Origin of the sequence: Flavobacterium sp. 90 (genome assembly GCF_004339525.1) — a bacterium.
Taxonomy (GTDB): domain Bacteria; phylum Bacteroidota; class Bacteroidia; order Flavobacteriales; family Flavobacteriaceae; genus Flavobacterium.
In genome coordinates this window covers 753,400-766,976 of sequence record NZ_SMGE01000001.1, presented here as the reverse complement: position 1 = coordinate 766,976, position 13,577 = coordinate 753,400, and the positions used below count along the sequence as shown (strand labels likewise).

Below are 13,577 nucleotides of genomic sequence, written 5' to 3'. Positions count from 1 at the left end.
TTTTGAAGTTTATATAGATTTGTTTTATGGACGTTTTATTCATTACCCAATCTTGACATTTGCTGTGCCAGATCCTTTTGCGGAATTACAATTTCTATAAGCGTAGGAAGATTTGTTTTTTTCTTGAGTTTAAGAAGAACTTCGTTTAGCTCTGTAATGGTTTCAGCTCTGTAGCTGTTTGCTCCAAATGCTTTGGCAAGTGCCTGATAATCCCATTTTGGAAGAATATCAAATTCATCAAACTTATGTTCTGGTCCTGCTTTAAACGAGTTTATGTCTACATATACCTGTTCAATAGCATAGACGCCGTTACTCATCACAAAGATTACAGAATTGATATTGTATTTTACAAGAGTCGAAAGTGATTGTGCTATCATCATAAAGCCACCATCTCCCGCAACAGTCCAAGCCTGTTTACCACTCCCAAGTTGAGCACCGGAAGCTGCACCGGTTTCAAAACCAATACATTGCCACGCAGCCGAAGATATATAGGCATTCTTCGATAATCCGTAAATATTAGTAGCCACATACATAGAAGAGCTTACGCCAAAAGTCATAACAATATCGTCCAGCATTTTCTCCTTTTTCAGGAAAGATGTGGTATGTTCAAAAAAACGGTTGAATGTTATTACCTCGGGAGTTGCATCATATTTAGGATCTGAGTTTGATCTCCAGGGCTCCGGAAATTTAGGCTGAGGTGGCGCAATAGTTTTTAGAGGATATGATGAGGTTCTTTTAAAACGGTCTATTAGCGCTTCAATAAAGTCTTTTAAGGTTACATTATTATAGGTAAAATAGCCAACACGCATTTCTTGCGTAGTTGCCTGAATCATATTTGGAAATTGATTTTCTACCAGCCATAAATAATCATCGGTAATTATAGTTCCTAAAGAAAGAATGCAATCCGAAGCTTCAACTAGTTTGATTACTTCGGGTATTGAAGCCTGATCAGAATAGGTACCTATAAATTTATCTCCTTTCTCGTCCAATACCGTTTTTCCAAGTGAAGTTGTGGTGTACAACATTCCGCTCTCTTTAATAAGTTCTTCTAAGAGATTTGATAAGTCATGTCGTAAAATCTCTACACCTGCAAGAATAATTGGTGATTTTGCCTGAGTAATTTGAGTCCACGCCTGAGAAACTGCATTTTCAAGTGCCGCCGTTTCACTCTTTGGTATTTGTGCTTTTAGTTTTTTACTTGAAGGCTTAGGACAAGGTTCACCCCATACCTCTTTATAGCACGCTATGTAAACAGGACGCTGGTGTGTAAGTGCAGCGATGATTAAATTGTCGATTTTTTCCGGAGCATCCACTGAACTGCTTAAGGTTTCGGTAGCAACAGTTACTCTTTCATAAATCTCCTGATCTGCATTAAGATTACCCGTAGAATGGTGGTAAAGTACATTGTACATACTTCCAATTTGTCTGGCATCTGCTCCGGGAGTAGCACTAATTACAACAACCGGACTGCGCTCTACATAAGCTCCGGCAATAGCATTTAATGCGCTAAAAGTACTTACTCCGTATTGAAGAGATACAGCTGACAAACCTCGGGTACGCGCATAAGCATCTGCAGCATAAGAAGCATCTAGTTCATTAGAAGTTCCAATGGTTTTAATTCCGTCAAAATGCTCCAGAGCTTGTGTAAAATGTTTTACATAATCACCTGGAATCTGAAAAATTTCGGTAACATTTAATTGTTTAAGTCGAGTCAGAAGATAATCTGCGACTGTAAATTCTTTTGCAGGTTTCATTTTTTAGAAGTTTTAATTTTTGGGAAGTATTTATTTTCGACTAAAGATTTCTTATTACTTTGAAGATCTCTTGGTTTAAGTGTTTTGAACTTTTATACGCACCTGTAAACTACCAATGTTATCGGCTAGTCCGGCTCCATATTCAGCATTCAGATCATCGTTGATACATAATTTTAATGCGCCGCTTTGTCCTGCAGGAGTGGTAACAGGTCCGTTTCCAATTAAGAATGGAGCATTAGTACCAACTTGTCCTATAAGTGCACCCATATTTACATTTTGAACCGGATAACCTGATTGCGTTACAATAATGCCCGGACAGCCGTTTGCTCCGTACAGATTACCATTATTTGTATTTGGATCCGCAGTCCATTGACCTGACTTGTAACTTATGGTTACTGGGCTGCCAGATTGAACAGTAACTCCGGTATCTTGCCATGGCTGAGTAGAAACTACCTGAACAAATGTTTCTACTAGTTGTAAGGTGTTGGCATCAATATGTAAAAATTGGGTATCTACGCCATCAATCACAAACTGTAAAACAATATTTTGAATGTACTGCAATTGAACTGTACCATTACTTAAAGTTTCAACATACCAAGTGGTATTCATTGAAATCACTTTACCAAAAGAATTTTCAAAATTTATATTGCTTACTGCGCCACCAGTATTAGTAGTGCTAACATTAATACTTGAATAATTGGTAACTGTAATACCATTGGCATTCAATGAATTCAATTGCTGTGTCAGATAAGTTGATGGATCAATAACAGATTGATTAGTAAACGGTAACTTAGTTCTGTCGGCTGTTGGAAAAAGTGGATTACCTGTTCCGGAAACAACTGGACCTCCAACCATTAAAACGGAAACACCATGAGGTACTGAAATTTGTTTGTTGTATTGCGTGGCTGGATTTTGTACAGGGATATTTGTATCAGGAACAATACCCGGACCGTAAGGACCTTCCATTTGATTTTGTATCGCGTGATAAAGCCAAGTGCCATTTTCGGCATGAATTAAGGTGTTTTCTATGGGCTGTGTTCCGCTTGGATCAGCATTGTTTGCGATGTAAACCCTTTGTTCATAAAACAGTACACCGCTTGTCTGTGTATATTGTCCCTCTCGATTTGGTGCTCCACCAGCTATAGGTGTAAATGAAATTTCTTCAAAATAAGGAAAGTTTTTAAGAATGTAACCATTGGGAGCATCTACTTGAGGTAAAGGCATAACATTGTAACCTGTTGCACCAGCTCCCGTAGGGCTGTTCCAGGTACCAATAAAGTTATTTAGTAATCCGATATTAGATGTGCCAACAACTGGTAGTTGATTGGTAGTCGATACAAGTGGAGTTGTAATGTCCGGAATTACCGCTGTTGCAGCTTGTTGAGCCAAATAAGGGCATTTTTGTTGTTCTAGGTTAATTGAATTTTCCATGTTTTTAGTTTTTTGTTCCTGATTTATGAGGTTTTCAGGATGGTTAAGTTTGTTTATTTAAGAGGATCAGGGTTTCACTTTATATTTTTTAATGATATTTTGTAATTCATTTATTTTGTGGGCTTTAGAAGTGTTAATTAAAAAATATATTTGAAAATAGATCTGGTTAGGATTTTATTTATTCATAAAATTACTATGATGAAAAAGTTTAAATTAAAAAAAAGGCATGAGTGCCGAATTTTTATGCATGAGAGACCAAAATAGGAGTATGGGCTTTTTTTGCATTTTGAAGCAGAAATTATTCAAAGCAGATTTAGGTCATTTAATCTATTTAAACCTAAGTAAAGGATGATTCAGAATTGAGATTGACTGGACCGAATTAATATTAAATGTTTGCAATGCGCTAAATGCATACACAATGGGTTGTTATATCATTAAAATAATTACATTTACTGATATTAGTATTATAATTGATGGAAGAACACAGACATGTAACGATATATGATATTGCCGAGAAGCTTAATCTTGCGACATCAACAATTTCAAGAGCTTTAAAAGATCATCATACTATCAGCGAAAAGACAATCAAAAAAGTAAAGCAGACAGCCAAGGAAATGGGTTTTGTGCCTAACACTTTGGCGGCAGGTTTGCGCGGAAATAAATCAAGAACTATTGGTATTTTAATACCAACAGTAACACAGCCTTTTTTATCCTCTTTGATTAGTGGTATTGAAATTACGGCTCAAAAATCTGAATATTCAGTTATTATTATGCAATCGCATGATTCATACGAGACAGAAGTAAATTTAGCTAAATCCTTATATAGCAACAGAGTAAGTGGAGTTATATGCTCGCTGGCAATGGAGACCAAAGATACTTCTCATTTTAAGCAATTTTCGAACAACAATATTCCCTTAGTATTTGTTGACAGGGTTCCCAGAGATTACGATACTTTTCGTGTTGTAATCAATAATTATTTGGCAGGCTACAAGGCAACAAAGCATTTGATAGAACAAGGCTGTAAAAGAATAGCGCATTTAACCGCAGGATCAGAATTTGGTACACTTTATAATGAACGAAAAAGAGGTTATATCGATGCCTTATTAGAACATGATTTGCCTGTTGACGATAGTTTGATTATTAGTCTAAAGAAAATGCTTTATGAAGATGGAGTAAAGGCTTGCAATCAATTATTTGATTTAAAACCTCCTCCGGACGGTCTTTTTGCTCCTGGAGATATTCTTGCTGTAAGCGCAGTGCAGACCGCTAAAAAAAGAGGCGTTAAAATACCTGAAGAGTTTGCGGTAATAGGGTTTAACAATGATCCAATCTCTGAAATAATTGAGCCTAATATCTCTACTATAACACATCCAGCTGAGAAAATGGGTAAAGCTGCGGCCGAATTGATTATCAAAAATCTAAAATCGGCTAAGGAAGAAGATGCCAAAGAAATTACATTTTTAAATACACAAGTCCTCATACGAGAATCCTCTAAAAGGATTTAAGACGCACTTTAGTTCTATACTATAACCTGTTAATACACGCGTATTAACAGGTTATTTTTTTTTAGAGTAAAATCAGTATGCATTAAAAGTGTCCAAAGCCTACATATTTATTAGCTACAAATTTGCACTAATTAATTTGTGAAAATTTGTGCAATTTGTGGTCAAAACAGTTGAAGAAGCTAAATCCCCTAAAGCATATAGTTTTTAAACTATATAGCAAACCCATAAAACCTCAATTTTAATTTACCGTCGATCATTTAAATCTCTTTGTGAAATAATCTAAAATTTAAAAAAAATCGATTTTTAGTTTTTTATTACCATATTTTTGTATTTTAGCGCAACCGATTGCAAGTTGTGTATTTTTTCTGAAAGTATATTTTTTTAGCACTTTTTTTGCTAAATAAGTTGTTTTTGAATAGAATTTGTGATTTGTACTTAAAATGATAAATTGATAGAAAGCAAATAAAATGACGCATACAAAAAGGACTTTTTTCAGATCGATTCTACTTTTTTTTGCAGTTTGCTGTTCTGTATCGGCTCAAAAAGATTATAAATTATGGTTGCAATACAATAAGATTACTAATGATAATCTGAAAGCAGAATATCTTTCCAATATTCAGGATATTGTTTCTTTAGGAAATTCTGAAACTATAAAAATTGCCTTTGCTGAATTACAATTAGGTTTGAATGAGATGTTAGGAAAGAAATTCGGAAATAAGCCAATAACTGCGGGAGATAATACGATTATTATTGCTTCGAAAGAATCGCTGGGTTCAGAAATTCAAAAAGAAATTGGAAGTTTTGATCAGATCAATGAAGAAGGTTTTATAATTAAATCGATTTCCGTAAAAAATAAAAAGCACATTTTGATCACCGGTAAAAAAGACATTGGAGTTTTATACGGCGTTTATAATTTTTTAAGATTGATTCAAACCAATAAGTCGATTAAAAAATTAAATATTGTTGATGCACCAAAAACAAACATTAGAATTCTAAATCATTGGGATAATCTGGATAGAACCGTTGAACGTGGTTACGCCGGATTCTCTTTGTGGAATTGGCAAAAATTACCTGATTTTATAGATCAGCGTTATATTGATTACGCCAGAGCCAATGCATCAATTGGAATTAACGGAACTGTTTTGACCAATGTAAATGCAAATGCCTTAATCTTAACGCCTCAATATTTAGAGAAAGTTCAAGCTTTGGCTAATGTATTCCGACCATACGGAATAAAAGTATATTTAACGGCAAGATTTTCGGCACCAATTGAAATTGGAGGTTTAAAAACTGCAGATCCAAAAGATGCTGAAGTAATAAAATGGTGGAAAAATAAAGCAGCTGAAATTTACAAAGAAATTCCTGATTTTGGAGGTTTTTTGGTCAAAGCAAATTCAGAAGGTCAGCCGGGACCACAAAATTACGGAAGAGATCACGTTGATGGAGCCAATATGCTGGCTGATGCTGTAGCGCCTTTTGGTGGCATAATTATGTGGCGTGCATTTGTGTATTCAGAACATGATGTTAATGATCGTGCAAAACAAGCTTATGCCGAATTTGTGCCTTACGACGGAAAATTTAGAGAAAACGTGATTGTTCAGGTAAAAAATGGTCCAATCGATTTTCAGCCTCGCGAACCTTTTCATCCCATGTTTGGCGCGATGCCAAAAACACCTTTAATGATGGAGTTTCAGATAACACAGGAATATCTGGGTTTTAGTACTCATTTGGTTTATTTGCCCAAATTATTTCAGGAAGTTTTAGAATCTGACACGTATCAAAAAGGAAAAGGTACTACAGTTGCCAAAGTAGTCGATGGTTCTTTGAGTCACACAAAACTTACCGGAATTGCAGGTGTTTCAAATATCGGAAATGACCTAAACTGGACCGGACATCCTTTTGCACAAGCAAATTGGTATGGCTTTGGAAGACTGGCATGGAATCCTTATTTAGACTCTGAAACTATTGCTGATGAATGGCTGAGGTGTACATTTTCGAACGATGAAAACTTCATAAAACCGGTTAAAGCGATGATGATTGAATCAAGAGAGGCAGTTGTAAATTACATGACGCCTTTGGGTTTGCATCACATTATGGATACAGGACATCATTATGGTCCGGGTCCGTGGGTTTCTAATTTATCAAGACCGGAATGGAATCCCGTGTATTATCACAAAGCGGATAAAAACGGAATAGGTTTCGACCGTTCTAAAACAGGAACTAATGCCACAGCACAATACGCACCGGAAATAGAAAAACTTTTTTCGAATTTAGAAACTTGCCCTGAGAAAGATTTATTGTGGTTTCATCACGTTTCCTGGGATTATAAACTAAAAAATGGACAAACACTTTGGAATGGTCTGGCTTTAAAATATCAGGAAGGCGTAAATCAGGTGAAAGAAATGCAGAATACCTGGGATAAAACTATAAAATATGTTGACAACGAACGTTTTAAAGAAGTTGAAATGTTGTTAGAAATTCAGTACAAAGAAGCTAAATGGTGGCGAGATGCTTGTTTACTTTACTTTCAGCAATATTCGGGTAAAGAATTACCGGTTGGAGTAGAGAAACCAAAACAGTCTTTGGAATATTTCGAATCATTAAAATTTCCTTTTGCACCGGGAAATGGATAGGTAAATGAATTATTGAGTAATTGTAACGCAGATGAGACAGATTCGCTATCGTGAAGACACGGAAAAAACGCATTTTTTCCAATAAAAAAATAAAAAAAAATCCGTGTAAATCAGCGTTTTCGCGATAGCGAATCAGTGTAATCCGCGTCCAATAAATATATTTTAAAAAACATGAGCACAAAAACGGCAATTGTAACCGGAGGAAATTCGGGTTTGGGTTTTGCAACAGCGAAAAAATTATGTGATAACGGAATCAAAACCTACATAATTGGAAGGACAAAAGAAAAAACAGAAGACGCTTGCAAAGAAATTGGACCAAATGCAATTCCTGTACTTTTTGATCTTAATAATATTGATGGAATTGCAGAAATGATTGACAATCTGACCAAAGAAAATCCGATTGATATTTTGGTAAATAATGCAGGAGTCAACATGAAAAAGGAATTTTTAGAGGTTACCGATGAAGATTTTCTATCCATAATTCATACCAATTTATTAAGCGTTTTTGCAGTTAGTAAAGCCGTTGTAAAAAACATGAAAGAAAACGGAGGAGGAAGTATTATTAATATTAGTTCAATGGCTTCACAATACGGAATTCCGAAAGTAATCGCATATTCTGCCAGTAAAGGCGCGATAGAATCTATGACTCGTGCAATGGCGGTAGAGTTGGCTCCATTTGGAATCAGAGTAAACTGTGTCGCGCCGGGTTTTATTAAAACAAAAATGTCAGCAAAAGCTTTGGACAGTGATCCGGAAAGAAAAAACAAAGTACTTTCAAGAACGCCGATGGGTGTTTTAGGAGAGCCATCAGATATTGCAGATGCCGTTTTTTATTTCGCTTTGAGCGAATCAAAATATACAACCGGAACCATTTTGCCAGTTGATGGAGGAAACAGTATTGGTTTTTAAATCAAAAGAATAAATGAATAGCGTTCAGCTTTAGCTGGATGTAAATAGTTGCTAACTTAAATTGCCTATAGAGGAACGCGGATTAAACGGATTCGCTATCGCGAAGACACGGAAAAAAACGGATTTTTCATCTACTATTAAAAAAAATCTCTTTAATCCGCGTTTTACTTTTGTAAATCCGTATCATCTGCGTCCTATGTTTAAATAATTCTAATAGTAGTTTAGTATGATAAAAATGCAGCAAACCATGCGCTGGTTTGGTCCTCAGGATAACGTCACTTTAAAAGATATCAAGCAAGCCGGAGCCACAGGAATTGCAACGGCTTTGCATCAAATTCCTGTTGGAGAAGTCTGGACAATCGATGATATTAGAGAAAGAAAGCAAATGATTATCGAAGACGGATTAGAGTGGTTGGTTGTAGAAAGTTTGCCTGTTCATGAAGAAATAAAACGTGCTACCGGAAATTATTTGCAATTCATTGAAAACTATAAAATTAGTATCAAAAATCTTTCAGCATGTGGTATTAAAATTATCACTTATAATTTTATGCCAGTTTTAGACTGGGTTCGAACAGATCATAATTTTGTCAATGAAGACGGAAGCAAAGCATTGTTGTATAATCAGGATGCCTTTACTTATTTCGATGTTTTTTTATTAAAAAGACCCAATTCAGAAAATGATTATTCTGAAAGTGAAAAAGAAAAAGCATTGCAATTTGGGAATAAACTGTCTAAAGAAGAAAAAGAATTGCTTTTTAAAAATGTGTTATTAGGATTACCGGGCAGTAAAACTAGCTTTACAGCCGAAGAAATTCTGTCACTATTAGATAATTACGCTGAAATTACTAATGAAAAATTGAGAGAAAATCTGATTTATTTTTTATCAGAAGTAGCTCCCGTAGCTGCTGAATGTGATTCTAAATTAGCGATACATCCTGATGATCCGCCATTTTCGGTTTTAGGTTTGCCCAGAATTGTTTCTACCGAAGAAGATATTAAACAAATATTGCTTGCGGTTCCTCTAGATTCGAATGGATTATGTTATTGCACTGGTTCGTTAGGAGCAGATCCGAAAAATAATCTGGAAAGAATTATGGACGATTGGGGAGACAGGATTCACTTTTTGCATCTTCGAAATACCTTCCGCGAAAGCGAAACTATTTTCAGAGAATCAGAGCATTTGAAAGGCGATGCAAAAATGGAAAGTATTGTAGAAAAAATTCTTTTACTAATGAATTCCAGAAAAGTAAGTTTACCAATGCGTCCCGATCACGGTTTTTTGCATGCCGTTGACGAAGAAAAAGAAACTTATCCCGGATATTCTTTAACAGGAAGATTAAAAGGTCTTGCGGAACTAAGAGGCTTGGAGATGGGAATTGCTTATAAACTTTCATAACAGATAAACTTTAAAACAATATTTTTTTGAAATTTTAAAACTCAAAAATAAAATTAACTATTAACCTTAAACCAAAAAAAATGAGATTAATTAATCGCTATTTACCGCTCTTGTCCCTTGTGATTTTAAGCAGCTGTAATGTGAAAAAAGAAAAAAGTGCCGTTTCTTTAAAAGACAGTTATAAAAATGATTTTTATATAGGAACAGCTTTGAGTGCAGATCAAATTGAAGAAAAAAACGCCAAAGAAGATTCATTAATAAAAAAGGAATTTAATGCAATAACGGCTGAAAATATCATGAAATCGATGTTTGTGCATCCTTTCAAAGACAAATATGATTTTACTCTGACGGATAAATTTATTGCTTATGGCGAAAAAAACAAGATGTTTATTCATGGTCACACTTTAATTTGGCACAGCCAATTGGCGCCGTGGATGCAAAAAATTAAAGACAGTACAGAAATGAAAGCCTTTATGAAAGATCATATCACGACAATTGTTTCAAAATACAAAGGCAGAGTTGATTCCTGGGATGTGGTCAATGAAGCGCTGAACGAAGATGGAACTTTAAGAAAATCGATATTTTTAAATACGCTTGGAGAAAGCTATCTTGTAGATGCTTTTAAATGGGCTGCAGCGGCTGACCCAAAAGTTGATTTGTATTATAACGATTATAATAATGAAGCGCCGGCAAAAAGAGCGGGAAATATTGCTTTAATAAAAAAGATTAAAGCAGCGGGAGGAAAAATTGATGGTGTGGGAATTCAGGCGCATTGGAAATTAAATCATCCGGCATTAGAAGAAATTGAGAAAAGTATCTTGGAATATTCTGCCGTTGGCGTTAAAGTCGCTTTTACCGAACTTGATATTTCTGTACTTCCAGATCCACATAATTTGAATGGCGCAGATGTAAATCAGAATTTTGAATCGAATGCAAAAATGAATCCTTATCCTAAATCTCTTCCGGATTCTGTACAGGTTAAATTGGCGGATCGTTATGCGTCGATTTTTAAATTGTTTTTGAAGCATAAAGATAAAATTAGCCGCGTAACATTTTGGGGAGTTCATGATGGACAATCCTGGTTAAATGACTGGCCTATAAAAGGTAGAACAAATTACCCATTGTTATTTGATAAAGACTTAAAGCATAAAAAAGCGTATAACAGTGTAATTGAATTAAAAGAAACAAAACAATAAAAATTTCGCTTAAAAAACTTCTTTATTGAAAATTACACAACCGAATGTGCTTTTTGTTTTATATTATGAAATAATACAAAGTGAACTTGCTAATTCTGTTTTTTTATATAATTTTACACAACCGATTGTTTTATTAATTGTTTGTTTTACGAAACCAAAAAACCAAACGAAATCTGAGAGAAATAAAATCTGATTTCGAACCAAATTAACCACATAAATAATGAATTACATTTCACAAAAACTATCCATTAAAGAAAAAATCGGATATAGCTTAGGAGATCTTGCTGCAAATTTAGTTTTCCAGACTTTGATGACGTACCTGGCGTATTTTTATACAGATATTTATGGATTATCGCCTACGGATTCTTCCATTATTATGCTTGTCGTAGGATTAGTGGCGGCTTTTGTTTTTAATCCTATAATTGGTGTACTGGCAGACAGAACTATTACAAAATGGGGGAAATTCAGACCTTGGATTTTAATAACTGCGATACCTCTGGGAATTATTGCATTGTTGGCTTTTTCAACACCAAATTTCTCGTATCACGGAAAAGTAATTTATGCCGTTGTAACCTATACTTTATTACTACTTTTTTATGCCAGTAATAATTTGCCCTATTCCGCTTTAAGCGGAGTAATTACAGGCGACATGAAAGAAAGAAACAGTCTGTCGTCGTATCGTTTTGTGGCGGTTATGTTTGCACAATTTTTCGTTCAGGTTTTTATGCTCGGAATTATTAAAAGTGCCGGAAATGGAGACAAAGCCATAGGGATTGAAAAAGTAATGACCGTTTTGGCTATTATTGGTACTATCATGTTGCTTATCACATTTTTAACAACAAAAGAGCGCATTATTCCAAAACCGGAACAAAAATCAAGCGTTCGAGAAGATCTAAGCGATTTAATGAAAAACAAACCGTGGTTGATTATGTTAAGTCTTACAACATTGGTATTCATTACTTTATCAATGAAAGGAGGTTCTTATGTGTACTATTTTGAAAATTATGTCAATAAAGAACAGTTGGCAGTTTTTATACAGCCAATTTTAGATACGTTGTCAAAAATAGGATTGAATCATTTTGGGAATGATCCCGTTTCTGCTGGTTTTGGATTATTTAATGCAGGCGGAATCATCTTTATGATCTTCGGAATTACTTTGTCGAAAAGTCTGGCTGATAAATATGGCAAGAGAAATATATTCGGCTTGTTTTTATTCATTTCGACCTTATTTGTTCTCGCCTTTTATTTCTTTCCGCCAACAGCGATTGGCTTCATATTTTTCTCCCAGATTTTACATGGATTTTTCTACGGAATCACAATTCCGCTTTTGTGGGCAATGATTGCCGATGTAGCTGATTATTCAGAGTGGCTGAATAATCGTCGTGCTACAGCAATTATTTTTTCGGCAATGATGGTAGGTTTAAAAGCAGGTTTAAGTATTGGAGGTTCCTTGACAACCTTGTTTTTGGGCTATTTTCACTACGTACCGAATTCCCTGACCCAAACTGATTTTGCTATAAACGGAATCAAATTATTGGTCAGTATTTTTCCTGCAATCCCTTTTTTAACAGGCGTTGTGCTATTATTTTTCTACAAAATAGATAAAAATATGGAAGTACAAATAGAGGCAGATTTAAAAGAAAAGAGAACTTAATTATTTTATATAAAACAAAAACACGACTAATGCCAGAAGATAGTATTGAAGAAATTAATTTCGATCAAATTAATAAAAAAGCAATTTCGCAACCCTTGGTATCCCATATTTATACCGCCGATCCATCGGCACACGTATTTAATGGTAAGATTTATATTTATCCTTCGCATGATATAGATGCCGGTATTCCTTTTAATGATAATGGAGATCATTTTGGTATGGAAGATTATCATGTGTTTTCAATGGAAAACATCAATTCTGAAGCTGTAGATAATGGTGTAGCCTTGCATGTAAATGATGTGGCTTGGGCAGAAAAACAAATGTGGGCTCCTGATGCAGCCACTAAAAACGGGAAATATTATTTGTATTTCCCGGCCAAACGTCCAAATGGAATCTTTCAGATTGGAGTTGCTGTAAGCGATTCTCCTGTTGGTCCATTTTTACCACAACCTGAAGCCATTAAAGGAAGTTATAGTATTGATCCTGCCGTTTTTGAAGATACAGACGGGAAACATTATATTTATTTTGGAGGTATTTGGGGAGGACAACTTCAGAAATACCGAAACAATACTTACGATCAGAATCATGAAGAACCACTTGGTAATGAACCCGCTTTAGGACCAATTGTAGCTTTACTAACTGATGATATGTTAGAACTTGCTGAAGATCCGAAAGAGATAAAAATTTTAGATGAAAAGGGGGAAATCTTATTAGCCGGAGATAATGACAGACGTTTTTTTGAAGCCTCTTGGGTTCATAAATATAACGGAAAATATTATTTCTCATATTCTACCGGCGATACTCATTTTATTTGTTACGCAATAGGCGATAATCCATATGGGCCATTTACCTATCAGGGCAAAATCCTGAATCCTGTTGTAGGCTGGACTTCACATCATTCTATTTGTAAAGTTGATGAAGACTGGTACTTGTTTTATCATGATTCAAGTTTGTCAAAAGGAATAACACATTTGCGAAGCATGAAAGTGACAAAAATAGAGTATCTCGAAGATGGTTCAATCGTTACAATAGATCCTTACAATATTAAAACAGCAACTGATTAAAGCTGACGAAAAATTAATGGGTTAAATTTTATTTT

At 35.0% G+C, this 13,577-nt stretch carries 9 protein-coding genes; 7 read left to right on the top strand and 2 right to left on the bottom strand.

The window, feature by feature from the left end; translation table 11 throughout:
* Positions 1-35 precede the first annotated feature (35 nt).
* Together C8C83_RS03120 and C8C83_RS03115 are read right to left on the bottom strand one after the other, a co-directional pair.
* The gene (locus tag C8C83_RS03120) at positions 36-1,754 is read right to left on the bottom strand and encodes a thiamine pyrophosphate-dependent enzyme (RefSeq protein ID WP_121326394.1); all 1,719 of its coding nucleotides are present in this window, start codon (positions 1,752-1,754) and stop codon (positions 36-38) included.
* A gap of 75 nt (positions 1,755-1,829) precedes the next feature.
* Complete coding sequence (locus C8C83_RS03115) at positions 1,830-3,185, bottom strand: heme-binding protein (RefSeq protein ID WP_121326393.1); 1,356 nt, start codon at positions 3,183-3,185, stop codon at positions 1,830-1,832.
* A gap of 473 nt (positions 3,186-3,658) precedes the next feature.
* Here C8C83_RS03115 and C8C83_RS03110 point away from each other — a divergent pair, with 473 nt between their 5' ends.
* The 7 genes from C8C83_RS03110 to C8C83_RS03080 all read left to right on the top strand — a co-directional run bounded on the left by C8C83_RS03110 (position 3,659) and on the right by C8C83_RS03080 (position 13,542).
* Positions 3,659-4,690, top strand: a complete 1,032-nt coding sequence (locus tag C8C83_RS03110) for a LacI family DNA-binding transcriptional regulator (RefSeq protein WP_121326392.1) — start codon at positions 3,659-3,661, stop codon at positions 4,688-4,690.
* Between the two features lie 467 nt (positions 4,691-5,157).
* Entirely contained in the window at positions 5,158-7,323 is a 2,166-nt protein-coding gene (locus C8C83_RS03105; protein ID WP_121326391.1) for an alpha-glucuronidase family glycosyl hydrolase, read from the top strand.
* A 171-nt stretch (positions 7,324-7,494) separates the two neighbouring features.
* Positions 7,495-8,232: an SDR family oxidoreductase gene (locus tag C8C83_RS03100; RefSeq protein ID WP_121326390.1), complete on the top strand. Its 738-nt coding sequence runs from the start codon at positions 7,495-7,497 to the stop codon at positions 8,230-8,232.
* Between the two features lie 235 nt (positions 8,233-8,467).
* On the top strand, positions 8,468-9,628 hold the full coding sequence (gene uxuA / locus C8C83_RS03095; RefSeq protein WP_121329936.1) for a mannonate dehydratase: 1,161 nt from the start codon (positions 8,468-8,470) through the stop codon (positions 9,626-9,628).
* An 80-nt stretch (positions 9,629-9,708) separates the two neighbouring features.
* Entirely contained in the window at positions 9,709-10,824 is a 1,116-nt protein-coding gene (locus tag C8C83_RS03090) for an endo-1,4-beta-xylanase (RefSeq protein ID WP_121326389.1), read from the top strand.
* Positions 10,825-11,044: 220 nt separating this feature from the next.
* Positions 11,045-12,478 carry an MFS transporter gene (locus C8C83_RS03085; protein WP_121326388.1) on the top strand — a complete coding sequence of 478 codons (1,434 nt, stop codon included), beginning with the start codon at positions 11,045-11,047 and terminating at the stop codon, positions 12,476-12,478.
* Between the two features lie 29 nt (positions 12,479-12,507).
* A complete protein-coding gene (locus C8C83_RS03080; RefSeq protein WP_121326387.1) occupies positions 12,508-13,542 on the top strand; it encodes a glycoside hydrolase family 43 protein in 1,035 nt (344 codons plus the stop codon).
* Positions 13,543-13,577: the final 35 nt, after the last annotated feature.

Coding starts and splice junctions, on each gene's coding strand:
- C8C83_RS03120 (WP_121326394.1), bottom strand. CDS start 1,754: ATGAAACCTGCAAAAGAATTTACAGTCGCAGATTATCTTCTGACTCGA.
- C8C83_RS03115 (WP_121326393.1), bottom strand. CDS start 3,185: ATGGAAAATTCAATTAACCTAGAACAACAAAAATGCCCTTATTTGGCT.
- C8C83_RS03110 (WP_121326392.1), top strand. CDS start 3,659: ATGGAAGAACACAGACATGTAACGATATATGATATTGCCGAGAAGCTT.
- C8C83_RS03105 (WP_121326391.1), top strand. CDS start 5,158: ATGACGCATACAAAAAGGACTTTTTTCAGATCGATTCTACTTTTTTTT.
- C8C83_RS03100 (WP_121326390.1), top strand. CDS start 7,495: ATGAGCACAAAAACGGCAATTGTAACCGGAGGAAATTCGGGTTTGGGT.
- uxuA (WP_121329936.1), top strand. CDS start 8,468: ATGCAGCAAACCATGCGCTGGTTTGGTCCTCAGGATAACGTCACTTTA.
- C8C83_RS03090 (WP_121326389.1), top strand. CDS start 9,709: ATGAGATTAATTAATCGCTATTTACCGCTCTTGTCCCTTGTGATTTTA.
- C8C83_RS03085 (WP_121326388.1), top strand. CDS start 11,045: ATGAATTACATTTCACAAAAACTATCCATTAAAGAAAAAATCGGATAT.
- C8C83_RS03080 (WP_121326387.1), top strand. CDS start 12,508: ATGCCAGAAGATAGTATTGAAGAAATTAATTTCGATCAAATTAATAAA.